At 70.8% G+C, this 24776-nt stretch carries 25 protein-coding genes; 17 read left to right on the top strand and 8 right to left on the bottom strand.

Translation table 11 applies throughout. The features are described from left to right. Nucleotides 1–33: 33 nt before the first annotated feature. The 3 genes from CACI_RS15385 (at nt 34) to CACI_RS15375 (ending at nt 2423) form a co-directional block, all read left to right on the top strand. Nucleotides 34–396: a cupin domain-containing protein gene (locus CACI_RS15385; protein ID WP_012787298.1), complete on the top strand. Its 363-nt coding sequence runs from the start codon at nt 34–36 to the stop codon at nt 394–396. Between the two features lie 120 nt (nt 397–516). Next, the gene (locus tag CACI_RS15380) at nt 517–1149 is read left to right on the top strand and encodes a hypothetical protein (protein WP_012787297.1); all 633 of its coding nucleotides are present in this window, start codon (nt 517–519) and stop codon (nt 1147–1149) included. 527 nt (nt 1150–1676) lie between these two features. Continuing rightward, nucleotides 1677–2423, top strand: coding sequence for a hypothetical protein (locus CACI_RS15375; protein WP_012787296.1), 747 nt, complete (start codon nt 1677–1679; stop codon nt 2421–2423). A gap of 65 nt (nt 2424–2488) precedes the next feature. Here CACI_RS15375 and CACI_RS15370 read toward each other — a convergent pair whose 3' ends face one another. The 6 genes from CACI_RS15370 to CACI_RS15345 form a co-directional block, all read right to left on the bottom strand. After that, complete coding sequence (locus tag CACI_RS15370; protein ID WP_012787295.1) at nt 2489–3574, bottom strand: ABC transporter ATP-binding protein; 1086 nt, start codon at nt 3572–3574, stop codon at nt 2489–2491. 254 nt (nt 3575–3828) lie between these two features. Continuing rightward, nucleotides 3829–5010, bottom strand: coding sequence for a thiolase domain-containing protein (locus tag CACI_RS15365; RefSeq protein WP_012787294.1), 1182 nt, complete (start codon nt 5008–5010; stop codon nt 3829–3831). Between the two features lie 5 nt (nt 5011–5015). Next, nucleotides 5016–5957: a thiolase domain-containing protein gene (locus CACI_RS15360; RefSeq protein WP_012787293.1), complete on the bottom strand. Its 942-nt coding sequence runs from the start codon at nt 5955–5957 to the stop codon at nt 5016–5018. Further along, a complete protein-coding gene (locus CACI_RS15355; protein ID WP_012787292.1) occupies nt 5957–6964 on the bottom strand; it encodes a Zn-ribbon domain-containing OB-fold protein in 1008 nt (335 codons plus the stop codon). Before CACI_RS15355 ends, CACI_RS15360 begins: the two co-directional genes overlap by 1 nt. Before the next feature lie 14 nt (nt 6965–6978). Then, nucleotides 6979–8547 (bottom strand): acyl-CoA synthetase, encoded by a 1569-nt coding sequence (locus tag CACI_RS15350; protein ID WP_012787291.1) that lies wholly within the window; start codon nt 8545–8547, stop codon nt 6979–6981. Between the two features lie 397 nt (nt 8548–8944). Continuing rightward, nucleotides 8945–10075, bottom strand: a complete 1131-nt coding sequence (locus tag CACI_RS15345; RefSeq protein WP_012787290.1) for an NAD(P)H-dependent flavin oxidoreductase — start codon at nt 10073–10075, stop codon at nt 8945–8947. Nucleotides 10076–10302: 227 nt separating this feature from the next. Here CACI_RS15345 and CACI_RS15340 point away from each other — a divergent pair, with 227 nt between their 5' ends. The 7 genes from CACI_RS15340 (at nt 10303) to CACI_RS15310 (ending at nt 16619) form a co-directional block, all read left to right on the top strand. After that, nucleotides 10303–11610: an ABC transporter ATP-binding protein gene (locus CACI_RS15340; protein ID WP_012787289.1), complete on the top strand. Its 1308-nt coding sequence runs from the start codon at nt 10303–10305 to the stop codon at nt 11608–11610. Beyond that, nucleotides 11610–12260: an ABC transporter permease gene (locus CACI_RS15335; protein ID WP_012787288.1), complete on the top strand. Its 651-nt coding sequence runs from the start codon at nt 11610–11612 to the stop codon at nt 12258–12260. Before CACI_RS15340 ends, CACI_RS15335 begins: the two co-directional genes overlap by 1 nt. Further along, the gene (locus tag CACI_RS15330) at nt 12236–12934 is read left to right on the top strand and encodes an ABC transporter permease (RefSeq protein ID WP_223297534.1); all 699 of its coding nucleotides are present in this window, start codon (nt 12236–12238) and stop codon (nt 12932–12934) included. Before CACI_RS15335 ends, CACI_RS15330 begins: the two co-directional genes overlap by 25 nt. Nucleotides 12935–12990: 56 nt before the next feature. Continuing rightward, nucleotides 12991–13899, top strand: coding sequence for an ABC transporter substrate-binding protein (locus tag CACI_RS15325; protein WP_012787286.1), 909 nt, complete (start codon nt 12991–12993; stop codon nt 13897–13899). A 668-nt stretch (nt 13900–14567) separates the two neighbouring features. Next, nucleotides 14568–15065: a cysteine dioxygenase gene (locus CACI_RS15320; protein WP_012787285.1), complete on the top strand. Its 498-nt coding sequence runs from the start codon at nt 14568–14570 to the stop codon at nt 15063–15065. After that, nucleotides 15062–15457 (top strand): rhodanese-like domain-containing protein, encoded by a 396-nt coding sequence (locus CACI_RS15315; protein ID WP_012787284.1) that lies wholly within the window; start codon nt 15062–15064, stop codon nt 15455–15457. The genes CACI_RS15320 and CACI_RS15315 overlap by 4 nt, the downstream gene beginning before the upstream one ends. Before the next feature lie 247 nt (nt 15458–15704). Beyond that, complete coding sequence (locus CACI_RS15310; protein ID WP_012787283.1) at nt 15705–16619, top strand: ABC transporter substrate-binding protein; 915 nt, start codon at nt 15705–15707, stop codon at nt 16617–16619. Between the two features lie 80 nt (nt 16620–16699). On the opposite strand, the gene CACI_RS15305 is transcribed toward CACI_RS15310, so the two are convergent. Next, nucleotides 16700–17137, bottom strand: a complete 438-nt coding sequence (locus CACI_RS15305) for a CBS domain-containing protein (RefSeq protein WP_012787282.1) — start codon at nt 17135–17137, stop codon at nt 16700–16702. Nucleotides 17138–17358: 221 nt separating this feature from the next. Between CACI_RS15305 and CACI_RS15300 the strand changes: the two genes are divergently transcribed. The 7 genes from CACI_RS15300 to CACI_RS15270 all read left to right on the top strand — a co-directional run bounded on the left by CACI_RS15300 (nt 17359) and on the right by CACI_RS15270 (nt 23874). Further along, complete coding sequence (locus CACI_RS15300; RefSeq protein ID WP_012787281.1) at nt 17359–18426, top strand: hypothetical protein; 1068 nt, start codon at nt 17359–17361, stop codon at nt 18424–18426. Further along, the gene (locus CACI_RS45570) at nt 18423–19415 is read left to right on the top strand and encodes a DUF4129 domain-containing protein (RefSeq protein ID WP_012787280.1); all 993 of its coding nucleotides are present in this window, start codon (nt 18423–18425) and stop codon (nt 19413–19415) included. Before CACI_RS15300 ends, CACI_RS45570 begins: the two co-directional genes overlap by 4 nt. Then, nucleotides 19415–19981 (top strand): hypothetical protein, encoded by a 567-nt coding sequence (locus CACI_RS45565; RefSeq protein ID WP_012787279.1) that lies wholly within the window; start codon nt 19415–19417, stop codon nt 19979–19981. The genes CACI_RS45570 and CACI_RS45565 overlap by 1 nt, the downstream gene beginning before the upstream one ends. Nucleotides 19982–20079: 98 nt before the next feature. After that, nucleotides 20080–21141: an AAA family ATPase gene (locus tag CACI_RS15285; RefSeq protein WP_143765257.1), complete on the top strand. Its 1062-nt coding sequence runs from the start codon at nt 20080–20082 to the stop codon at nt 21139–21141. Further along, nucleotides 21138–22700 (top strand): DUF58 domain-containing protein, encoded by a 1563-nt coding sequence (locus CACI_RS15280; protein WP_012787277.1) that lies wholly within the window; start codon nt 21138–21140, stop codon nt 22698–22700. Before CACI_RS15285 ends, CACI_RS15280 begins: the two co-directional genes overlap by 4 nt. Continuing rightward, a complete protein-coding gene (locus CACI_RS15275; protein ID WP_012787276.1) occupies nt 22697–23446 on the top strand; it encodes a hypothetical protein in 750 nt (249 codons plus the stop codon). Before CACI_RS15280 ends, CACI_RS15275 begins: the two co-directional genes overlap by 4 nt. Beyond that, nucleotides 23443–23874 carry a DUF3817 domain-containing protein gene (locus tag CACI_RS15270; protein ID WP_012787275.1) on the top strand — a complete coding sequence of 144 codons (432 nt, stop codon included), beginning with the start codon at nt 23443–23445 and terminating at the stop codon, nt 23872–23874. Before CACI_RS15275 ends, CACI_RS15270 begins: the two co-directional genes overlap by 4 nt. Here CACI_RS15270 and CACI_RS45560 read toward each other — a convergent pair. Then, nucleotides 23837–24718, bottom strand: a complete 882-nt coding sequence (locus CACI_RS45560) for an SURF1 family protein (RefSeq protein WP_012787274.1) — start codon at nt 24716–24718, stop codon at nt 23837–23839. The two genes, CACI_RS15270 and CACI_RS45560, sit on opposite strands and share 38 nt — an antisense overlap. Between the last annotated feature and the right edge of the window lie 58 nt (nt 24719–24776).

The following is a 24776-nucleotide window of genomic DNA, read 5'->3' as shown; positions in this document are numbered from 1 at the left end:
GCGGGCAGGTTGGGCGTGGATAGGCTGCCGCGCATGTCTGAGGATCGCACTACTGTTCTTGGTTTCGCCCTCCCCGTCGCCGATGCTGTGCTGGAGCCGGTGGCGCTGGATGCGTCGCAGGTCGTGGCCGGTGCGCCGGAGGTCTCGGAGCTCGTGCTGAGCGAGTCGGCGGACGGACGCGTGGTGCGCGGGATCTGGCAGATGACGCCCGGCGTGGTCACCGACACCGAGGCGGACGAGCTGTTCGTGGTGCTGGCGGGGCGCGCGACGGTCGAGTTCGAGGACGGAGCGGTCCTTCACGTCGGTCCCGGCGACGTCGCGGTGCTCACCGAGGGCGCCAAGACCCGCTGGACCGTCCACGAGACCCTGCGCAAGGTGTATCAAGCATCTGTCTAGTTCCCACCAGATCACCCGTTCGGGCGCTGGTATCCCCCACCTTCATCCACCTATCCTGATTTCATCCATTTTGTGCGGGTTGGGGAGACAAAGGCACACACACCCGAGGGGGAATCCACCATGATCGACGCCTGGCTGCTCTTCGGCCATGTCATAGGAACCGTGGTCCTGGTCGCCGGCATAGGCCTGGAGGTCTACGCCGTCACCGCCGCCGGCCGCGCCACCACCGTCGCCGAACTCCGCGTGGCGGTCCGCGCCGCCCGAGCCCTCCCGGTCATGATGCCGCTGGCCACCCTCCTGATGACCGGCTGCGGCCTGGCCCTCGTGGCCCACGACCCCGCCTTCCACTTCGGCGACGCCTGGGTCGTGGCCGCCATCGGCATCGTGGTCGCCATCTCCGTGGTCGGCGGCGGCTTCAGCGGCCGCCCCGCCACCCGCCTCCTCGACGCCGCCAACGCAGCCCCCGAAGGCCCCCTCCCCCCACACCTGGCAGCCCTCGTCCGCGACCCCGTCCTCCTCGCCAGCGCCCGCATCACCGCCATCGCCGCCACCTGGGCCATCTGGCTGATGTCCGTCCACCCCCACGCCACCGGCACCCTCATCTCCCTCGCCGCCGCCACCCTCCTGAGCACCATCGCCATAGCCGCCTCCACCACCCCCGCCCAACCCCCCGTCGGCACCGACGCCGACGCCGCCGCCCTCAGCAAGCTCCCACCCGGCGACACCGGCAACCGAACCGCGAGCGCCGCCTGAGCGGGAGCGGCACTACCGACAGGGCTCGCCGAGCGATGCCAGCATCCGGACTAACGGCCCAGCCCCAGCGCAACCGGTGCAGCCGAACCGCGAGCGCATTCGAACTTCCAGCTCATCCCGAGCACCACCGGCGCCATGGATGAAAGATTCACCCGCCGAGGCAGCTGGTCGACGACGCGCACTCGCCAACCATCCAGAGGGCATCACCACCAGCAAGACCGCCAGCGCAGCCTGAGTAGCGGCGATGCTGCCGACAGGGCTCGCCGGAGGATGCCAGCATCCGAACTTCCAGCGCAGCCCGAGCACATGCCGCGCCCGCTCGCGGCTGCCGGCCGCCGGCTGGCTGCCTGTGGCTGGCTGCTGGTGGCTGGCCCGGCCGCTGGCTGACTGGTGGTTGGCCTGGCTGCTGGCTGGTCTGGCTGCTGGCTAGTGACTGCTGGCAGTCAGCACTCCGCTCGTGGCTGCCGACTTCAGCCATAAGGCGCACCCAGCTGGCACACTCCCCCGGCGCGGCCGACCGTGGAGCCATGACCACGACGCCCGAACCGACGCCCGAACCGACGCCCGAACCGCCTCCGGCCCGTGACGACGAGTCCGGGAGTGATGACGTCCGTTTCGATCTGCGGATCGCCCTCGGGGTGGTCGCGGTGCTGGCTGTGGTGGCGGCGGTGGGTCCGTTCGGGTGGCATTTGTTGTCGAGGGGCGGCGGCGGTTCGTCGGCGAGTGCTGTCGCCGTGGCGAGGGGCGGCGGTGGCGGCGGTGGTGCGGGGTCCAACGGGGTCGCCGCTGTGGTGAGCCCTGCGGCGACGTCGAGCAGTAGCAGCGCCAGTCCCGCGCCCGCGGCCGAGTCCGCCGCGCAGCGTGCGAGTGCCGCGTGTTCTGCTGCGCTCAGCGGCGCCAAGACGGGCAGCGGTACGGCTGCCTCCGTCGACGCGTGGGTCGTCAAGGCGGCGCCCAGCGTCAGTGCCCTGCGGTCCGACTCCGCCGCGCTGCACGCTGTCATCGTGAGCCAGGACGCCGCGGCGGTGCCTGCCGCCGCCGAGTCGATGTGCGTGACGGTCAGTACCGCGAGTCGGCTCGATGCCAATCCCGAATCCGTCAACGCCACCAGTTGGCAGGCCGCACTGAGTGCCTACGTCGCCGGCGCGACCGACGCCCTGGCCGGGGCGTCCAACCACACGGCGTACTACCAGGCGGCCCAGGCGCAGCTCACGCAGGGCGAGCAGGAGCTCGACGTGCTCACCGCGCACATCACCGCCAACGCCCACCGCTGAGGGCCAGCTACTGCCAGCTACTGCCAGCTGCTGCCGGCCACTGCCAGCTACCAGCGGCGCACCGCCTACCGCCCCACCCGCAGCCCGCTCTCCCCGTCGAAAAGGTGAATCTCTCGGGGGTCCGGCACCACGCCGACATGAGCGCCGGGGCGCGGTGCGTCGTACTCGTCGCAGCGGACGATCACCGTCCGCCGGCCGCGGCCGATTCCCATCTCGCAGTGCGCGTAAGCCGTGTGCCCCAGGCGCTCGACCAGTCCGACGATGGCGTAGATCCCGCTGCCCGGCGCGGCGAACTTCGCGTGTTCCGGGCGGAAGCCGACCAGGACCGACGGCGACGTCAGCGGCTGGGACACCTCCACCGGGACCTCGAAGACGTCCGACTCGCCGATCAGGGCCCAGCCGTGCTTGTACGTGCCGGGGACCAGGTTCATCGCCGGGGATCCGACGAAGCCGGCGACGAACTCGTTCACCGGGTGGTCGTACAGCTGCCGCGGGGTGTCGACCTGCTGGAGCATGCCGCGGTTCATGATCGCGATGCGGTCGCCCATCGCCATGGCCTCGACCTGGTCGTGGGTCACGTACAGGGTCGTGATGCCGCTCTTGCGCTGCATCTCCGCGATCTTCGCGCGCGCCGTGGTGCGCAGCTTGGCGTCCAGCGCGCCCAGGGGTTCGTCCATCAGGAACACGCGCGGTTCGCGCACCATGGCGCGGCCGATCGCCACGCGCTGCTGCTCGCCGCCGGACAGGGTCTTGGGCAGCCGGTCGAGCCGGTCGGTCAGGTTCAGCTCCGCGGCGATGCGGCGGACGCGGCGGGAGACGGCCGAAGGCGGGGCGCCGGCCAGCTCCATGCGGAATCCGAGGTTTCGGGCGACCGACATGTGCGGGAAGAGCGCGTAGCTCTGGAACACCATCGCCAGGTCGCGATCGCCGGGGGGCATGCCTTCCAGGTCCTGCCCGTCGACCAGGACCTGGCCGGTCTGGACCTCCTCCAGGCCGGCGAGCATGCGCAGCGCCGTGGTCTTGCCGCAGCCCGAGGGCCCGAGCAGCACCAGGAACTCGCCGTCCCCCACAGACAGCGTCAGATTGTCAACGGCTTTGCGTTTCCCCTCCGGGTACGTGCAACTTGCGCGAATGAAATCGACTGTCGCCACACCGTCCACCGCACTTCACAGCCCAGGTGACCGGCCTCGGTCCGCCCCGCCGCGCCGGTGTTGAACGCGGACGTTACGCCGAGCTGAACGGCGTCGCAATACCCTTCCTATATCTCGTTCGGCGAGGCGCCTGACATGATGCCGAGTGCGGCATATGACCATGGTGGAAATGTGGAATTCTCATCGTCGGCCGAGGAGGGAAGACACCTAGGGGTCGACCGGGCGAGGGTTACCAGACGAAGGCGATCACTCACTTACGGCTTGTTCGCCCCCACCGCCCACATAGCAAAGAATTGAGACCCGCCGCCATAAGCGTGTCCCAAAGCCAACCGCGAACCGTCCTGGGCGGCAGCGACTTGATGCTCCCCGGCCTGGCCGCGCACCTGCTGCGCGGCCTCCGCGAAACGGATCATCCCGGACGCACCGATCGGATTCGACGACAACACGCCCCCGGAGGGGTTCCACGGGATGTCGCCGTCGAACGCAGTGGCGCCGGCCTCGGTCAGCTTCCAGCCCGCCCCCTTCTCCGCGAACCCGAGGTTCTCCAGCCACATCGGCTCGTACCACGAGAACGGCACATACACCTCGGCCGCGGCGAACTGCCGCCGCGGCTCGGTGACGCCGGCCTGCCGGTAGACGTCGGCCGCGCAGTCCCGGCCGGCGCGCGGATCCACGCTGTCCCGCCCGGCCATCCCCATCGGCTCCGAGCGCATCGCCGCACCGTGCACCCACGCCGGACGCCGGCCGGTCGCCGCGCTCGAGGCCTGCGCGGCCCGCTCCGAGGCGAGCACCATCGCCACCGCACCGTCCGAAGAAGGACATGTCTCCAGATAGCGAATGGGATCCCACAACATCATCGATTCCTCGACCATCGCCAGGTCGATGTTCGGGATCTTCAAATGCGCGTAGGGATTGCGCAGCGCATTGATTCTGTCCTTGACCGCGACCATCATCCCGATATTGGCGGGAGCACCGGAACGCCGTATATAGGCCCGGATATACGGCGCGAAATACCCGCCGGCGCCGACCACCAGCGAGGCGGAGAACGGCGAGTGCGTCGACAGCGCCCAGGTGGCGTTGGACTCCGACTGCTTCTCGAAGGCCACCACCAGCACCCGCTCGTGCACCCCGGCCTGCACCTGCGAGGTCCCGACCAGCGCCGTCGAGCCGCCGACCGAGCCGGCAGTGTGCACGCGGAGCATCGGCTTGCCCGCGGCGCCGAGCGCGTCGGCGAGGTACAGCTCGGGGGTGGCGACGCCCTCGAACATGTCCGGCGCCTTGCCCAGCACCACCGAGTCGATGTCGGCGAACGTCAGCCCGGCGTCGGCCAACGCCCGCGCCGCCGCCTCCCGCACCAGCCCGGCGAGCGAGACGTCGGCGCGCTTGGTGCGGTACTCGGTCTGCCCGACGCCGATCACGGCGCAACGGTTGCCCATCGTCCTCAGTCCTCTCCGTCGGCTTCGAGCACGCAGACCAGGTTGTGCTGCAGGCACGGCCCGGCGGTGGCGTGCGCGACGGTCCGCCGCGCTGCGCCCTCGTGGATCTGGGCGGCGGCCTCGCCGATCCGGATCAGCCCGGTCGCCATGATCGGATCGGCCTTGCGCGGACCGCCGGAGGCGTTCACCACCGTCTTGTCCTCCAACCCCAACTCCTGGCGCAGCAACGCCTCCTCGTGCTCGAAGCGCGTGTGCAGCTCGGCGAAATCCACCGGCCCGGCGCCGACCCCGGCGCGCTCGGCGGCCAGACGCACCGACTCGCTGCGCGTCAGATCCCGCGCGCCGACGCTGTGCGGTTCGATGCGGTGGTCCAGACCCCGGATCCAGGCGGGCCGCGGGCACACGCGGCGCGCCACGTCCCCGGCGGCGAGGACCACCACCGCCGCACCGTCCGTGGCCGGCGGCGGCGTGGGGTCCGGGTCGACGTCGAACCCGGCGTCCTTCAGCGCCCGCGCCTGCAGCCCGGCCATCGCGACGTGCCCCGGGACCAGCGGCGCCAGGTAGTAGGGGTCGTATCCCAGGGAGCTGATGCCGACCTGGTCACCGACCGTGCCCTTGCCGAAGCCGTACACCATCGCGGTGTCCAGGTCGCCGTGCTGGAGCCGCACCCACGCCTCGTACAGCGCCCACGCCGCGTCCTGCTCGACGTGGCTCTCGGCGATCGGCGGCCACGCACCGATGGTGTCCAGCGCCGCGACGAACGAGAACGGCGTCCCGACCAGGTAGTCGTTGGAGCCCGAGCAGGTGAAGCCGATCTCGGAGCGGTCCAGCCCGCCGGCTGCGAGCACCTCGTTCACCAACGGCATGACCAGGTCCGCCTCGGTCCAGCCGAGGTCGGAGAAGCTGTGCGCGCTCTGCGCGAAGGCGACGACCGCGACGTCCCTCATCACACGTACTCCTCAAAGCGCTCGAAGGGGACGTCGGGTTCGCCGGTCGGCGCGAACCACTTCAGGTTCTTCACCGACCGCGTCCGCTCGGCGTCCGGCACCCACACCGCCCGCACCCGCATCCCGATCCGCACCTCCTGCCACGGCACGTCGGAGACCAGCGCGAGCATCGCGATGTCGGCGCCGTCCAGCAGCACGTAGCCGCTGATGAACGGCACCTCGGGCGCGCCGGCCGCCGGGACGTTGTTGACCGCGAACGTGGTCAGCACCCCGGTGTCCGGCAGGTCCACCCACTCGGTCGCGGGCAGTCCGTCCGCCGGGCACGCGCCGCGCGGCGGCACGTAGACCTTGCCGCACGCCGGGCACCGCGTCGCGCGGATCTGACCCTCGGCCATGCCGTCGATGAAGTGGTTCCAGACCGTCCCGGGGCGCAGCCGGTACTCCAGCCGGTGCGGCAGCGTGACCACCGAGACGGGTTCGAGCGCTGCCTCGCTTGCCAGCGCCGGCACCTCAGCCGGTCCCTCCCCCGGAGCGAAGAACGCGATGTCCTTGATCGAACCGCTGCGCTCAGCCCGCCACGACGGATGCACCCGCATCCCGGTCGCCATCGCCGCCTTCGACCCGGAGTCCACGGCGTGCAGCAGCGCCGTGTCCGCGCCGTCGGGCTTGATCAGCGCCCAGGCGAAAGGGCGGTTCATCGGATGGTCCGCGCGCGGGGCGTCGACCCACGTCCAGCTGGTCACGGTCCCGGCCGGACCGACCTGGACCCAGTCCTCCTCCGCGTCGCCAAGGGCGGCCGCGGTCTGCGGATCGTATTCGGTCGGCGGGACCAGCACCTTGCCGTCGGGAGTCCGTACGCCGAGCAGCTGCCCGTCGCGCAGACCGGTCAGGAAACGCCCGATCACCGGGCCGGTGGAGCGCGTGTATCCGCCGGGGAACTCCAGGACGTGCAAGGCGCGGTCGTCGGAATCGGGTGTCTGCGCGTTCTGCGTGTTCTGCGTCGTCATCTCGATCCCGCGCCTCAGATCGCGCTCTGGTGGCCGGCCCAGTACGGGTCGCGCAACCGCCGCTTGAACAGCTTGCCGTTGGGCTCGCGCGGCAGCTGGTCGATGAAGTCCAGCGTCTTGGGCCACTTCAGCCGGGCCAGCCGGCCCTCCAGCGAGCCGATGATCTCCGCGGCGAGCGCCTCGGAGCGCTCATAGCCCTCGTTGAGCTCGACGACGGCCTTGATCTGCTCGCCCCAGTCCTCGTCCGGGATGCCGAACACCGCGACGTCGCCGACCGCCGGGTGGCGCAGCAGCTCGCCCTCGATCTCGGCCGGGTAGATGTTCACGCCGCCGGAGATGATCATGTCGATCTTGCGGTCGCACAGGTAGAGGAAGCCGTCGGCGTCGAAGTAGCCGATGTCGCCGACGGTGAAGAAGCCGTCGCGGCGGTTGGCGTCGGTCTTGGCCCGGTCGCCCTTGTACTCGAAGTCGCCGACCATCATCTTCATGTAGACGGTGCCCGGCGTCCCGAGCGGGACCTCGGCGCCGTCGTCGTCCAGCGCCTTGACCTGGCTGATCGGCCAGGCTTTGCCGACCGTGCCGGGGTGCGCGATCCAGTCCTCGGGCGTGGCGATGGTGCCGCCGCCCTCGGTCGCTGCGTAGTACTCGTAGATCACCGGTCCCCACCAGTCGAGCATCGCGCGCTTCACGTGCTGCGGGCACGGCGCGGCGGCGTGGATCGCGACCTTCATGGAGGAGACGTCATAGCGCTGCTTCACCTCCTCCGGCAGGTGCAGCATGCGGTGGAACTGGGTCGGGACCATGTGCGTGTGCGTGGCCCGAGTCCGCTGAATCATCTCCAGCGTGCCCTCCGGCGTCCACTTGTCCATCAGCGCCAGCGTGTGCCCCATCTGCAGGGCGTTGCCGCCGAACTGGGTGACCGCGGTGTGGTAGTTCGGCGAGGTGACCAGGTGCACGCCTCCCCCGCCGGGGGTGATGCCGAAGAACCCGGGCAAGACGGTTCCCGCCTCAGCCATCATGTCCGGGTCCTGGCCCGACAGCGCGCGCCGCACGCCCTTGGGCTTGCCGGTGGTCCCCGACGTGTAGTGCATGGCCGTTCCGAAGCTGCGGTTCTCAGGGAGGTCGGTGCTGTGGCCGGCGCGGAACTGCTCCAGCGGCGTGAAGCCGGGGATGTCGCCGCCGACGCTGATCAGCGCCTCCTTCGGCAGCCCTTGCCCCTCCTTCTCCAGCTCGGCGACGGCCGCCAGGCCGAGGTCGGCGAAGCGCGCGTGGCAGAAGAAGACCTTGGCCTCGGCGTCGTGGACGATGTAGGCGATCTCGGGCCCGGCCAGGTGGAAGTTGATCGGGGTGTAGTACCACGCGGCCTGAAGCGCCGCGGCGTAGATCTCGATCATCTCCACCAGATTCGGCATCAAGAGCGTGAGCCCGTCGCCGTCGGTCATGCCGAGGGCGCGCAGCGCGTGCACGGTCTGGTTGGCGCGGGCCAGGACGTCCCCGGCCTTGTGCTCGCCGCCGGCTTCCTCGATGACCGCGGTCCAGTCGGGATCGGCTTGCGCGATTCTCCAGAAACCCAGCCCTGCCATGCGCGACTCCCGCCTCGAAGATCTGATGGATCGTCAGTAGTGGAGTACAACACGGGCCCTGAGAGGCTGCAAGGGTTTCGCGGGGCAGAACTAGAACGAGTTCTTGTTCCCTGGAGAGCGTCAGGATTCTGGGACCCACCTACCGGCCCGGTCCGGGGCACCGCCCAGCGCGGCCGCCGCCACGGACAGCCGACACCGGGGCCTCTAGAGCGCGGAAAGAGACCCCGGTGTCCCGGTCGCGTCTGCCCTCGGCGCGACCGGTTGGGGCGCCGGGACCGAACAGGCCACCGGTGCCAGTTCGCAGAGTACGGTGTGACAGGCGGTGACCGCACGGTTATCGGCGGATGTGGATGATTTTCCGCTCGTGCCCCTTACGACCGTTCGCCGTCGCGAACGCTCACGCCTCGGTGATCGCGCCCAGCCGCTCGACGGCCGCCGCGTACTCCTCGACCAGCTGGTAGATCACCTCCCGGACCGGCCGGACGTCGGTCATCGAGCCCACGATCTGCCCGACCGGCATGCCCATCAGCTCGGTCCGCCCGGCCCGCGAGATCCGCCGGTGCGCCTCGGAGACCAGCATGTACTGCAGCGGCATCGGCAGCGCGCCGGGGGAATCCTCGCTCTCCCAGGCGTCGATCCAGTCGGTGCGCAGCTGCCGCGCCGGCTTGCCGGTCAGGGCACGGGAGCGGACGGTGTCGCGCGAGGACGCCGCGAGGAGCTTGGGGACCACGCGCGGGTCGGTGTCGGCTTCGGCGACGGTCAGCCAGATCGAGCCGGTCCACGCGCCCTGTGCGCCGAGCGCCATCGCCGCGGCCACCTGGCGTCCGTTGCCGATCCCGCCTGCGGCCAGGACCGGAGTGTCCCCGACCGCGTCCACCACCTCGGGAATCAGGACCATGGTCGAGATCTCGCCGGTGTGCCCGCCGGCCTCGGTGCCCTGCGCGACGATGATGTCGACGCCGCATTCGACCTGCTTGCGGGCGTGGTGCGCGCTGGAGGCCAGACCCGCGGTGCGCACGTTCTTGCGGTGCGCCAGCTCCACGATGTCGGCGGGCAGCGGGCCCAGGGCGCTGGCCAGCAGCGCGATCGGATGGTCGAGGGCGACCTCGACCTGCGGGCGCGCGGTGGCGTCGGTCCAGCCCAGGAGCTGGTGGCTGTGGTCGCCGTCCGCGGGGAGTTCGGGCACCTCGTACTTGTCGAGGATGCCCTCCACGAAGTCGCGGTGCTTGGCCGGGATGTAGGACTTGAGCGTCTCCTCCATGCTCGTACGCGCCGAGTCCTTGGCGGAGACCTCGTTCACCGAGGTGGAGACGGAGGCCGGCATGACGACGTCGACGCCGTACGGCTTGCCGTCGGTGTGCGCGTCCAGCCAGCGCAGCTCGGTCTCCAGCTCGTCGGGGGTGAAGTAGACGGCGCCCAGGACGCCCAGGCCGCCGGCCCGGGTGACCGCCGCGACGACATCGCGGCAGTGGCTGAACGCGAACAGGGGGAATTCCAGACCCAGGGATGCCGAGAGCGGGGTTCGCATGGGGTGGACGGTAGGGGTGGCGGCGTGAAACTGCAACAGGTTCTAGTGACCTGGAGCGCCCGGATTCCGCAGAGCCCTGTTACCGGTCACCCGATTCCGCGCGGAGTTCCGGATCAGGGCGGTCAAGGTTTTGATCAGGACGCTACTGCTCATCGGATTGAGACGGGTGCCCTCCGCATCGTGAGGCTTGACCTACCTTTCTTCCGCCCACCGGCTAGGCTCGCGGAGTGATTTCCTTCGTGCAGGTCGGAAAGACCTACCCGGACGGGACCGTGGCGGTCGCCGCGACCGACCTGACCGCCGAGAGCGGCCGCATCACCGTGCTGGTCGGACCGTCGGGGTCGGGCAAGACCACCCTGCTGCGGATGGTCAACCGGATGATCGACCCCACCAGCGGCGAAATCCTCATCGACGGGGTCGACGTGCGGTCCAAGTCGGCGCCGGAGCTGCGGCGCGGGATCGGCTACGTGATCCAGAACGCCGGCCTGTTCCCGCACCGGACGGTTTTGGCGAACGTGATGACCGTGCCGCGCCTGCTGGGCTGGTCCCGGGAGAAGGCGCGCGAGCGGGCCATGGAGCTGCTGACGACCGTCGGGCTCGAGGAGTCCCACGCCAAGCGCTACCCCTTCCAGCTCTCCGGCGGCCAACAGCAGCGCGTCGGCGTCGCCCGCGCGCTGGCCGCCGATCCGCCGGTGCTGCTCATGGACGAGCCCTTCAGCGCCGTGGACCCCGTGGTGCGCAAGGACCTGCAGACCGAGCTGCTGCGCCTGCAGTCGGAGCTGAGCAAGACCATCTTGTTCGTCACCCACGACATCGACGAGGCGATCCAGCTCGGCGACAAGGTCGCGGTGCTGAACACCGGCGGTTTGCTGGAGCAGTTCGACACCCCGACCGAGCTGCTGGCCCATCCGAAGAACGCGTTCGTCGAGAGCTTCCTCGGGCTGGACCGCGGCGTGCGGCGGCTGTCGTTCTTCTCCTCCTCCGGCGTCCCGCTGCGGCCCGAGCCGGTGGTCGCCCGGAGCGCGCCGCCCGCCGAGGTGCTCGCGCGCAAGGGATCGCAGCCCTGGCTGCTGGTCGTGGACGAGGCGCACCGACCGCTGGGCTGGCTGCCTGCGGACCAGGTGCCCGGCGACGGCGACCTGGGCAGCGTGCCGGTCGGCGACCTGACCTCCTACGGGCACACCTTCGACGCCGAGACCGACTCGCTGCGCGCGGCCCTGGACTCGGCGATCCTGTCCCCTTCCAGCCGCGCGGTCGGCGTGGGCGACGACGGCCGGGTCATCGGCGTGGCGTCCGTGGAGGAACTGGTCCCGGCGATCAGGGCGGCGCAGGACGGCAGCGCTCAGGCGACGATCCACGGGAACCCGGAGATCGGCGAGGGCGGAGCCGCTGACGCCGGCGCCGGCGTCGACGAGGCGGGCAGTACGAGCCCTGGGCAGTTCGGCAACCCGGCTACCGGTCAGGTCGACCTGCCGGTGGCCGACCAGGCGGACCGTCCGGAGACCGGCGAGGACAGCAACCCGGAGACCAGCTGATGAGGTCCGCGGGCTTGTTCCCCCACATCCCCAGTTATCTGGGCACATACGGTTCGCTGATCCAGCAGCAGCTCACGATGGCGCTGCTGTCGGTGCTGTTCGGGCTGATCATGGCGATCCCGGTGGCGCTGCTGTGCGTGCGCTACCCGAAGATCTACCCGGCGGTGGTCGGGCTGCTGACCGTCATCTACTCCCTGCCGTCCATCGCGCTGTTCGTGCTGCTGGTCCCCTCCACCGGACTCACGCAGACCACGGTCATCATCCCGCTGTCGTTCTACAGCCTGGCGGCGCTGGTCCCGAACATCGTCGAGGGCATCCGCGGCATCCCCGAGGACGTCCGGCTGGCCGCGGTGGCCATGGGCTACACCGGCACGCGCCGCCTGGTCGCGGTGGACCTGCCGCTGGCGGTGCCGCCGATCATGGCCGGGCTGCGGATCGCCACGGTCGGCAACATCAGCATGGTCAGCGTCGGCACGGTCATCGGCGTCGGGGCGTTCGGCGCCCTGTTCACCGCGGCGGCGCAGCTGAGCCGCTCGGACCTGGCGGTGACCGGCATCGTGGTGATCGTCGCCCTGGCCCTGGCCTGCGACCTGATCCTGGTGATCATCCAGCGGCTGCTCACGCCGTGGAACAAGCGGAGGTCGGCGTGAACGTCCTGAGCCAAGCCTGGGGCTGGCTGACCACGTCGGCGAACTGGAGCGGGTCCGACGGCATCCCGACCCGGTTCCTGCAGCACTTCGAGTACTCGGTCGAAGCGGTGCTCATCGGAGCCCTGATCGCCTTCCCGATCGGCCTGCTGACCGGGCACGTCAAGCGCGGCGGACTGGTGGTCAGCGCACTGGCGAACGTGGCGCGCGCCCTGCCGACCCTGGGCCTGGTCGTGCTGCTGGTGGTGGTCATGGGCGTGAAGTTCCGCGCCGTGATGATCCCCCTGGTGGCGCTGACCGTACCGCCGATCCTGCTGAACACCTACGAGGGCGTGCGGAACGTGGACCCGCAACTCACCGACGCGGCCAAGGGCATGGGCCTGCGACCGTGGCAGGTCCTGTGGCGCGCAGAGGTCCCGGCGGCCCTCCCGCTGATCCTCACCGGTTTCCAGTTCGCGGCGGTGAACGCGGTCGCGAACACGGCGATCGCGGCGTACTCCTCCTTCGGCGGCCTGGGCCGCTTCGTCATCGACGGCCTCGCGACCACCGACTACGGCATGGTCGCCGGGGGCGCGATCCTGATCGTGGTGGCGGCGATCCTGAACCTGCTGTTCTTCGCCATCCTGCGCAGACTGCTGATCTCGCCAGGACTGAGGCAGGACAAACAGACCGTTTAACGCGACGCGACCGCCAGGGGGGCGCCGACTTCAGCACCACACGAAGGACGACCCCCATGAGCAAGTCCCCCCGCACCCTGCTGTCCACGGCCGCCGTCGCGCTGGCCGCACTGGCCGCCACCGCCTGCACCAGCGGCAACCCCCTGGTACCGGGCCCGAAGAAGGGCCAGGTGACGGTCGGCTCGGCCAACTTCCCGGAGAACGTCCTGCTCGCCGACATCTACGCCTCAGCGCTGAAAGCCAAGGGCGTGAAGGTCGGCATCCGCTTCAACGTCGGCAGCCGCGAAGTGCTGTACCAGCAGGTCCAGCAAGGCTCGCTGACAGTACTGCCGGAGTACAACGGCGCACTGCTGGCCTATCTGGACTCCAAGACCCGCGCCGCCACCACCGCCGAGATCGACGCCCAACTCCGCGCAACCCTGCCGGCAAAGCTGGAGATCCTGGACCCCTCCCCCGCCGAGGACAAGAACGCCCTGGTCGTCACCGCCGCAACCGCCGCAAAGGACCACCTGACCGCGATCGGCGACCTGGCACCCTACGCAGCCGCCCTGAGCATCGGCGGACCCCCAGAGTTCAAAGAGCGCTACCAGGGCCTCCCAGGCCTGAAGGACAAATACGGCCTGACGTTCAAGAGCTTCGCCTCCCTGGACACCGCCGGCCCCATCACCGTCAAAGCCCTCGCCGACGACTCAGTCCAGGTCGCGACCCTGTTCACCACCGACCCCAACATCGTCTCCCACAACTTCAAAGTCCTGACCGACCCCCAACAAGTCTTCACCGCCCAGAACGTGACCCCCCTGGCCTACCGCGCCAGCATGACCCCCACCGCCACCGCCACCCTGAACGAGGTCTCAGCCAAGCTGAACACCGCAGCCCTGGTCGGCATGATGGCCCAGATCATGAACCAGAAGCGCGACATCGACGTGGTCGCCGACAACTGGCTGAAGGGCGCCGGGCTGCGGTAGCCGGGTGGTTGGCTCGGCGGGCGCGGTTGGCGGCGGCAGCGCGGCGGCGGCGGCAGCAGCAGCAGCAGCAGCAGTGACGGCGGCAGCGGCAACATCGGCGGTGCCCGGCGGCGGCAGCGGTGACAGTGGCGGCAGTGCTGGTGGCGGCGGCATCGGTGGTGGCGAGCGCCAGCAGTGTCGGCGAGCGGTCAGGTTGGCTGGGCTGGCGGTCTGGGCTGGCTGGCTGGCTGGGCAGGCTGGGCTGAGTTGCGGCAGCTAAGTAGTCGGCTCGGCGAGCGCCAACAGTGTCGGCAGTGTTCGCGGCGTCGGCGGTGGTGTCGGCAGTGTTCGCGGCGGCGGCGTCGTCGGCGGTGGTATCGGTGGCGGGGCGCCGGTGTCGGCAGCTAGCGCTATACATATATATAAGGGGCGAAAAGGTCCTAACAGAATGCCACCCCATCCACATCCCGGACGCCCCCCATCCCACCCCCCGACACCCCCTGAGACACCCCCGTCCGCCATCCGAGCACCTCCGCCGCGCCGCCGGCATCCGTGCCAGCATCGCCGCATGTCCGCTCCGTTGCTCGCCTGGTCCGACCGTCCGGTCGACTTGCTGCGCGTGGCGTCCTGCATGTGTACCGAGGCCTTCCTCGACCTCGACCCACATCTCGGACCACGGAGCCGCCATCATGTCCTCGGCCTTGCAGACGCCTGATCTCGACGTCGCCGAAGCCTTTCTGCACGATCTCGTCATCCCCGACCGTCCTTTGTGGACCCCGACGCAGCTCAGGGATCTGACCCGGGCGCTGGCCGACGTCCATGGCGACCGGCTGCGTCCGCTGGTGCGGCACACCGAGCCGCAGCGGTGGTGGACGCGGCTCGCCCTGACGCGCGGCGTCGAGGTGTGGCTGCTGAGCTGGCTGCCGGGGCAGGGGACGAAGCCGCACGACCACGGCGGCGCCGCCGGGTCCTTCGCCGTGCTGAGCGGCGAGGTGCAGGAGGAGCACCGGTATCCCGGGGGTCCGATCGGGGTGCGCCGGCTTCAGGTCGGCGACGCTTTGGGATTCGGCGGGGATCGCGCGCATATCGTGCGGCAAACGGGTATCCGGCCCGCCGCGACCGTGCACGCCTATTCGCCCCCGCTGCTTCCCACCCGGGAGTACGAGAGCCTGGAGGACCTGGTTTGAGTGCCGTGGACACGTTCCTGGAGGAGGCCCGCTCCGGGCTGCGGCGCGTGAGCCCGCAGGAGGCTGACAGGCTGCGCCGGGAGGGCGCGCTGCTGATCGACATCCGGCCGCACGCCAACCGGGAGGCCGAGGGCGAGATACCGGGAGCGCTGCCGGTCGAGCGCATCCACCTGGAGTGGCGGCTGGCGCCGGACAACGAGTGGCGCCTGCCCGGCGTCACCGCCGACTCGCAGGTCATCGTGTTCTGCAACGAGGGCTACGCCTCCAGCCTGGCCGCGCGCGATCTGCAACTGCTCGGGCTGGTGCACGCCACCGACCTCGTCGGCGGCTTCCGGGCCTGGGCCGAGGCGGGTCTGCCGACGGAGGCGGGCGGGCGGCCGGCGCTGCCGTGAGAACCGTGCGCCGTCCGGCCGGCCACGCTGCGTGACGCGGATGGCCGGATCGGGTGCCACAGTGCGCCACAGTGCGCGGCACAGCCCCGCAGTGCCCCGCACGCCCCCGCAGCGTGTTGACCCGGACCGGGCCGGTCGCAGCCGTCAACGGTCTCGAAAAGGTCTCGAAACCGCGATTCGGGAAGGCTGCCGTTGTCAGCGTGGGTTGCTAGGTTCGACATGTCTATCGGTTCGGAGGGGATTTAACATGCGTATTCGCACCACAGGGTCCAATACTCGGGTCGTCGGCGCCGCACTGGCGGTCGCACTGGCGGCGACCGGCGCGCTGAGCGCGTGCTCGTCGAGCTCCAAGAGCGGCTCCAAGGTCGTCGTGGCCTCGGCCGCGTTCCCGGAGAACGTGCTCCTGATGGAGATCTACGCGCAGGCACTGGAGGACAAGGGCATCTCGGTGGAGCGCAAACCCAACGTGGGACAGCGCGACGTGTTGTTCCAGCAGTTGAAGTCGAACGCGATCACGGTGGTCCCGGAGTACAACGGCGCCCTGCTGGCCTACCTGGACAAGTCCTCGACCGAGAGCACCCAGTCCGGTGTGGACTCCGCGGTGACCGCCAAGCTGCCGAGCAACCTGCAGATCCTGAACCCGGCCGCCGCCCAGGACAACGACTCGCTCGTGGTCACCCAGGCGCTGGCGACCAAGGACAACCTGAAGAAGATCTCCGACCTCGCGCCCTACGCCAAGGACCTGGTCCTGGGCTCGGCGCCGGAGTTCAAGACGCGCCAGCAGGGCGTCCTGGGCCTGCAGAGCCAGTACGGGCTGACCTTCAAGGACTTCAAGGCGCTGGACAACTCCGGCCCGCAGACCGTCTCGGCGCTGCAGCACGGCGACGCCGACGTCGTCGACCTGTACAGCACCACCACGGCGATCAAGACCAACGGCTTCGTGGTGCTCGACGACGACAAGGGCCTGTTCGGCGTGCAGAACGTGATCCCGCTGGTGGACAAGGGCAAGCTGTCCCCGGCCGGCATCGACGCGCTGAACGCGGTGTCGGCGAAGCTGGACACGACCACGCTGACCTCCCTGCTGGAGCAGGTCGTCACCCAGAAGAAGGACGAGTCGGACGTCGCCAAGGCGTGGCTGGCGTCGGTGGGCCTGAACAAGTAACCGCCCCCGAACGCACTTCAGGGCCGCCAGACGGACTCACCGTCTGGCGGCCCTGAAGCACCGCGCCGAATCAACAACCTCTACGGCAGCTTGTCCTTGTGCCCCGACTTCGAGATCAGCGCCATCAGCTCGCCGACCGCCGCGGTCGGCAAATTCTTGGCCAAATCCGCGACGCCGACCACGCCGACCAGCTTCCCGGCCGCGACCACCGGCAGCCGCCGGACCCGCTGGCGCCCCATCGTCTCCACGACGTGCGTCACCGGCGCGTCGGCGTCGACGCTGTGGATGTCGCCGCGCATCAGCTCCCCGGCCTGGCGCAGCGTCGGGTCGTCGCTGGCGGCCATCGCCTCGACCACCAGGTCGCGGTCGGTGAGCATCCCGACCAGGCGCCCGGTGTCGTCGACCACCGGCACGCAGCCGACGTCCTCGTCGCGCATCACCCGGGCCACATGCACCAGGTTGTCCGATTCCAGCACCGACTTGGGTGCCTCGGTCATCACATCGCGGACCGTGACCATACATCCTCCTGCAAGCGGCTCCCGCACGATAAAGACGGAGCTATCCCGTTCAGCTTCGCCGCCGCCGGGCACGACCGCTTTGTCGTGATCTGCCAGACGGGTTACCGCCGGCGGAGGTGATATCACCCGCCGTATCTCCCCCGAACGGGTTATCCTCCCTTGTCGAGCCTTGTCGAGCCACCAAAAGCCTCCGCGGGGCGCGAGGAGGGGGGAGCCACACCATGACCGAGGCCGTCACGACGGCCCTGCCCGGAACCGCACCGGAGCCGGCACCGGCACCGGCACCCAAGGTGACCCTCCCCCGGGAGCTCATACGCGTGCTGCGGGTGTGGCCGGACTGGCTGTTCGGGATGTTCGCCTCGATGGGCATGGGACTGGCCACCGGCGCCTTCCTGTACTGGGACCCGTTCGGCGCCCGGATCCGCGACCCGCTGACGCTGATCGTCACCACGGTCCTGACCGCCGCCGCGGACGCCTCGCTGACCAACCAGCTGGCCGCCGAGCCGGAGTGGGCCATCAGGGTCCTGTCCGCCGGCGGCGACCCCGCGCGGATGCTGCGAGTGCGCAACCAGGTCCTCTACCTCTTCGAGGCCGGATTCGCCTTCGGCGTCGCCGGTCTGGTGATCCTGCTGACCAAGGACCACCATTGGGTCAAGCACAACTGGCCGATCATCGCCGAGCTGCCGCTGGCGCCGATCGCCGCCGGCAACCTGGCCTCGGTGCTGTTCCCGTGCCCGTTCATGCGGCTGCGCCACCGGCTGCAGGCCACCACCACCTGGCCGCGCTGGGGCGCCTACATCGGCATCCCGTTCGCGCTGACCTCGCTGGGCACCGTGACCGTCATGGGCTTCCCGGCGTGGATGGAACAGCAGGTCAAGCACTCGGCGGACAAGATGCACCACCGGCCCGCCTGGCTGAGCGCCGACAACATCCACTTCGCCACCTGGCTGATCGCGGTCCCGCTGCTGAACCTGCTCATCTGGGCGATCGCGCTGAAGGCCGCCGACAGCCTGGCCCACCTGCGCCGCCGCCATCTCGTCCTGCTGATGCGCAAGCACACCGAGCTGGCCCTGGACCTGGACGACATCTCGCTGTGGGAGGCGGTCAAGGCCCTGCCGGCCAACCTCAGGACCATCCCCTCGGAGGTGCACGAGGCGGCCAGCGCCGAGATCGAGCAGGTCCGGCAGGCCGGCGGACACCTCGACCGCGGTCTGGAGCACGCGCTGGCCCGGCAGGCCGCGAAGATCCGTGCCAAGCGCGCCGCGGAGCAGAGCGCCGGCGCCGCATGAGCGGGAACCCCAGACGCTGGCTGCCCGCCGCGGTGGCCGTCCTCGCGATCGCGGCGATGGCGGCCGCGGCCCGGCGCGACGGTCCGCTGGACGCCGGCGTGAGCACCGGCTCGCTGCGGGACGGCCGGCCGGTGGCGGCGCTGGGCGCGGTCATCCTGCTCGCGGTCGTCGCCACCGCCTACGCCAAGCACCGCGACGACGGCTACGGCCTGCTGCACCGCGCCGGCACGGCGACCGCCGTCCTGCTCACCGCCGCCGCCGTGCTGACCCCGATCGGGCTGCTGTTCTTCGGACGCCAGCCCGCACCGCCGCCGACGCAGCAGCTCGCTCCGGAAACCACAGCGCCGCCCCGCCTCCCGACCGGGCACGGTCCCGACATCAAATCGACGCCGAACCGTCCCGGCGACGGCCCGGCCAACTGGATCGTGCTGGTCCTGCTGTACCTCGTCCTGGCCGCGGCGCTCGGGCTGCTCCTGTACCTCGTGCTCCGGATGCTGGCCCGCCGCCGCTTCAGCCGGCAGGAGCTGGATCTCATCGACTTCGATCCGCTGGCGCCGGAGTTCGACCAGCTCGCCGAGGCCGTCGCGGCCGGGACCGAAGCGCTGGAGTACGAAGGCGACGCCCGCGAGGCGGTGATCGCCTGCTACTCGGCGATGGAGGTCGCGGTCACCGCCGGCGGCGGCGGACGGCGCGCCACGGACACCCCGGAGGAGTTCCTGCGCCGGGTCACCGCGGCGAATCTCATCCCCGGCGAGCCGGCGCGCAGGCTCACCGAGCTGTTCCGCGAGGCGCGGTTCTCGCGTCACCCGATCGCTGAGGAGAAGCGGGACGCCGCGCGCGAGGCGCTGAGCGCGATCTCGTTGCATCTGCAGGGCCGGGCTGCGGAGCTGGCTGCGAGCGCGCAAGCTCGGGCAGCTGCTGCCCAAGCGGCGCAGAGCGGGCAGTCCGCTCCGCCTCACGCCTCGGCGCCGTCCGGCAGGAGCCGCTGATGGCTGACCTGAAGCAGGGCGCCGCCGCGTCCGCAGCCTCCGACGCAAGGCCGCTGGTCGAGCGCCGGCGGTGGATCGCGATCGGCGTGGCGCTCGGCGCGATGACCGCGGTCGTGGGCTTGTCGTCTTATCTGGTCCTCGGCACGCGGTGGCTCGGCTTGGCGCTCGGCGCCTGCGTCGCGGCCATCGCGCTGTCGGCCTGGTACACCGTGTCCGGCCGCACGCTGGGGATGGACGGCGACGTGCGCGAGCGCGTGCTGGAGCGCCACTACATCGGCGTGGCCTGGTACGCCTCCATGCTGCGCAACACGCGCGAGCGCGGCGGCTACGAACGGGGGCTGCGCCGGGAGCTGACCCGGCTGGCCGCGGCGCGGGTGGCCGAGCGGCACGGCGTGAACCTGTACCGGAACCCGCAGGCAGCGGCGCAGCTGATCGGGACCGACCTGTGGCCGCTGGTGGACCCGGTGGCGCTCAACGCGGCGGGCACCGGCGAGCATGGCGGCCGGCAGCCGGAGGTCCCGATCCGCGCGGTCTCCGAGCTGATCGAACGGCTGGAGCGGATGTGAGCGGGGAGCACGACACAGCCGGAGGCGCGGGCCGCGATGCCGCCGCCGGCAACGCGGAGGCCGAGGGGGCCCCCGCGGCACAGACCAGAGGAGACGGTATGTCCGACCAGCTGACCCCCGAGCAGACCTGCCGCAGGGCGCTCGCCGTGCTCGACGAGGTGGAGAAGGCCGTCGTCGGCAAGCGCGCCGCCCTGGAGCTGGTCCTGCTCGGCGTCCTGGCCGGCGGCCACGTGCTCATCGAGGACCTGCCCGGGCTCGGCAAGACCCTGATGGCCCGATCCTTCGCCACCGCCCTGGGCCTGGACTTCACCCGCATCCAGTTCACCCCGGACCTGCTGCCCTCCGACGTCACCGGCGCCCCCTTCTACGACCAGCGCAGCGGCGACATGGTCTTCCGGCCGGGCCCGGTCTTCACCCAGCTGCTGCTCGCCGACGAGATCAACCGCACCCCGCCGAAGACCCAGGCCGCGCTGCTGGAGGCGATGGCCGAGGGCCAGGTCTCCGTCGACGGCAAGTCGCACCTGCTGGACCCGACCTTCGTCGTGCTGGCCACCGACAACCCGATCGAGTACGAGGGCACCTACGCCCTGCCCGAGGCCCAGCTCGACCGCTTCCTGCTGCGCGTCCGCATGGGCTACCTCCCCCCGGCCGACGAGGCCGCGATGCTGATGCGCCGCCTGGACCGCAGGGCCGAGCGCGTGGACCTGGCACGGATCGTCGACGCCCCCGAACTCCTGGCGATGCGCGCCTCCCTGGAGACGGTCGAGGTCTCCGCCGACGTCGTGGACTACGTGGTCGCGCTGGTGAACGCGACGCGCGCGGCCACGCAGGTGCAGGTCGGCGCGAGCCCCCGCGGCGGCCTGGCGCTGGTGCAGTTGGCGCGGGCGCGCGCGGTGCTGTCAGGACGCGATTACGTGATCCCTGAGGACGTGAAGGCTGTCGCCGTCCCCGCGCTGGCACACCGGATCAGCCTCCGGCCGGAGCTGTGGGTGCGGCGCGTGTCGGCGGACGAAGTGGTGGCCTCGCTACTGACCGCGACACCGACCCCGCGCACGCTGCCGCGCCAGCAGGACGCTGGCGGTACTGGCGCCGGCACCGGCACCGGCACGCCGAACGGAGTCCAGGACCCGGCGCAGAAGCCGGCCGGCGCCCACCGATGAGCGAGCCGACGCCGGGCTCGGCGGGCGAGGCGGCGCGGGCCGCCTCGAGCGCTACTTCGGGCGCCGGTTCGAGCGGCGTTTCGGGTGCTGGTTCGGGTGCCGGTTCGGGTGCTGGTTCGAGCGGCGTCTCGCGCGGCAGCGCCTCACCCGGCGCCGCGCCGCGGCCGACCATCTCATCCCTGACATCTCTGACATCCCTGTCAGCACCCGCTCCCGCCAGGCGGAAGCCCGGCAAGCCGACCGAGCCCCCGCCCACCGTCTGGCGTCCGACCCAGCGCGCCGCGCGGCTGCTGACCGCCGCGATCTGCGCGCTGATCCCGGCGGTGGCGTTCGGGGCGTGGTGGTGCGTGCCGCTGGCTGCGGTGCCGCTGCTGATGCTCACCGCGCATGGCGGCTCGCATCCCAAGCGGGTGCGCGCGGAGGTGGACGTCCCGGAGCGCCGGTGCTTCGAGGGCGAGACGCTGATCGCGACCATCCGGCTGGCCGCCGACGGCGCCGCGGGCTGGACGCGCCAGGAGTACCTGCCGCCGCGCTCCCGCGACGACCACGAGGCCGGCACCTCGACGCCCTCGGGCATCCGGCTGGAGTCGCTGGAGCTGACCGGCAGCGTGATCACGGTGAAGCTGCTGGTCCCGCGCTGGGGACGCTGGGCCCTCGGCGCGGTCGCGATCGACGTCCACGACACCGCCGGGCTCCGCCTCACCTCCCTGCACGCCGACCTCGGCGAGGTCGAGGCGTTCCCGGTCCCGGCGCCGGACGACACGACGCTCGCCCCGATCCGCTTCCCCGACCGCTTCGGCGAGCACTCGGCGCGCACCCCCGGCGAAGGCGTGGAGTTCATCCAGGTCCGGCCGTACGTCTTCGGCGACCGCCAACGCCGCATCAACTGGTCGGCCACCACCCGCCGCCGCGAACTCCAGGTCAACACCTTCGAGGCGGAGCGGGCCGCCGAGGCGGTCGTGGTCGTCGACGCACTGTCCGACCTCCCGCAGCCGCCGGACCCCGACAACGACCGTCCGCGCTCGACCCTGGACACCGCCGTACGCGGCGCCGCCGGACTGGCCCAGGCCTACCTCACGGCGCACGACCGGATCGGACTGGTCACCCTGTCCGGCCGCGTCCAGTGGCTGACCCCGGGCTCGGGCAACGCGCACCTCTACCGGATCGCGCAGACGGTCATGGACCTGCGCAAGGACTTCACCTACGAGACCGGCGGCCTGAGCCGCCTGCCGACCCGCGTCCTGCCGCGCGGTGCCCTGGTCTACGTCTTCAGCCCCCTGCTGGACCCCGGCGTGGTCGAGGCGATCAGCGACCTCTCCGACCGAGGCCACCCCCTGGTGGTCATCGACGTGCTCGCCCACGAACCGGCACCGGCCACCGCCGCCAAGCCGGACCACCTGGACGCCCTCGCCCTCCGCCTGTGGCGCCTGGACCGCCAGGCGGTGCGCTTCGTGCTCGGCGAGCTGGGCGTCCCCGTGGTGACCTGGGACGGCCTGGACCCGCTGGACCTGGCGCTGGCACCGCTGCGGCAGGCGCCGCTGGCCGGGAGGGCACGATGAGCGCGCAGACTTCGACTTCGACACCCGAGGCGACCGCCGGCAGCAGCGCGAGTGGCAGCAGCGCGGTCGGCAGCGGCGCGAGTGGCAGCGAAGCAGGCGCGAGCAATGGCAGCAGCGGCCGTGCCGGCACGAGCAGCAGCGCCGCCGACGTCGGCGTCGGCTTCCTCCTCCTCACCAGCCGCACCTTCTGGGCCGGCTACGGCATCGTCCTGGCCATCATGGGCACCCGCCTGCCGATGTGGTCCTGGCCACCGAAGTCCGGCCAAATCATCGAGCTCCTCTTCTGCGCCATCGTCTTCCCCGCCCTCGCCCAGCCCTACGTCGGCCGCCCCGTGCTGGCCGCGATGCGCCTGCACCAGATCGCGGGGGTGCATCGCAACACCCTGCTGGTCGGCGCCTTCGTGACGCTGGTCGCCTGCGAGAAGCCGCAGCCCTGGGCCGCGGGCGTCGACGCTCTGCTCCTGACCGGCTACCTGGTGCTGACCGACTCGATCACCGTCCCGCTCCGGGTGCTGCAACGGATCGCCTCCCCGGCGTTCCTGCTCGCCCTGGTCGCGGTGATCGCCGGCACGACAGCACTCGTCGCCCTCCCCGCGAGCAGCGGCTCCTACCGCCCGGCCCTGGTCGCCGTCGCGGCCGCCGCGGCTCTGGGGTCCGCGGTGGCGACCGCCTTCGGGAGCGCCGAGGAACGGCGGGTAGGCTCGCAGCGAACCGAACGCCGAAACCAGGACAGGCCTTCCGAATGACTACGCTGACCTCCGGTGCCATCAAGCGCTACCGCGTGATGGCTCTGTTCACCGGCACCATGCTGCTGCTGCTCACCTTCGTGGTCATCCCGCTGCAGCTGTGGGCGCACAACAAGACGCTGGAGAAGCCGGTCTCGATCATCCACGGCTACGGGTACATGGTGTACCTGATCGTGGCACTCGACCTGTGCCTGCGGGCCCGCTACAAGCCGATCCGCACCATCCTGATCCTGCTGGTCGGCGTCGTGCCGTTCCTGGCGTTCTACTACGAGCGGATCGTCGTCCGCGACACGCAGCGCCTGCTCACCGAGGCGCAGGAGCGCACGGCGAAGAAGAAGGCGAAGGCGGCGGCGAAGACCGCACGGACCAAGGTCGCGGTCGGCGCGCAGGCTACGGCGCCGGAGCCGGAGTCGGCTCAGGCTGAGTGAGGTCTTCCTCGACCTCGTCCTCGACCCCGTCCTCGGCCTCGTCTTCTTCGTCCTCGTCCTCATCCTCGGGCTCGATCGGGTTCGCCAGTCGACGCACATAGGTCACGAACCAGAACAGCCCCACGACACCGAACAGCCACCACTGCACCGTGTACCCGACGTTCAGGATGTACCACGACGAGCTGTCCGGCGGCGCCGGCGCCGGGATCACCGTGAGCACCCCGTCGCCCGCGCCTGCACCCGCCCCCGCGCCCGCCGGACTCACACTCACCTGGTTGACGTACGCCTGATCCACATTGCTGTACGGCCAGGTGTTCACCAGCGTCGCCACATCCACCGAGGCGATCAAGTGCGCCGGATCCTTCGCCGCGGCGTCGGAGGCGTCCGGCGGCGCACCGTCGGCGGGCTCCGCCGCGGACAGCCAACCGACCACGGTGACCTGACCGCTCGGAGCCGGCGGCGGCGTGATCATCTGCGCGCTCCAGCCGCGGCTGACGACCACCACGGTCCCGTCGGCCAACTTCAGCGGCGCGATGACGATGTAGCCGATCCGGCCGTCCGGGAAGCGCCGGTCCGGGACCAGCAGCTGGTGCCCGCCGTCGAAGACCCCGGAGACGGTGACCGCGTGCCCGATGGCGTCGCCGGTCGCCGGGGAGCCGTCCTTGAGCAGCTTTGCCAGCGGCACGGGCGTCACGAACGCGGCGGCGGCCTGCGGGCTCAGCTTGTGCGTGCGGTGCGCGCGCGACCACTGCCACATCCCCAGGCCGACGAAGGCCACGGTGAGCGCGATCAGGGCCGTGATCGCCGCGAGCCAGGAGGGGCGCAACAGGAAGCGGTACTTCATCGCCTCCAGCTTCCCACGGCTGTGAACGCGGTAAGAATCGGGTTGCTTTTCGGCAGGA

The sequence above is a fragment of the Catenulispora acidiphila DSM 44928 genome (assembly GCF_000024025.1).
Classification (GTDB): domain Bacteria; phylum Actinomycetota; class Actinomycetes; order Streptomycetales; family Catenulisporaceae; genus Catenulispora; species Catenulispora acidiphila.
Note: the sequence above shows the minus strand (reverse complement) of the source record. Positions and strands in the feature narration are given on the sequence as shown.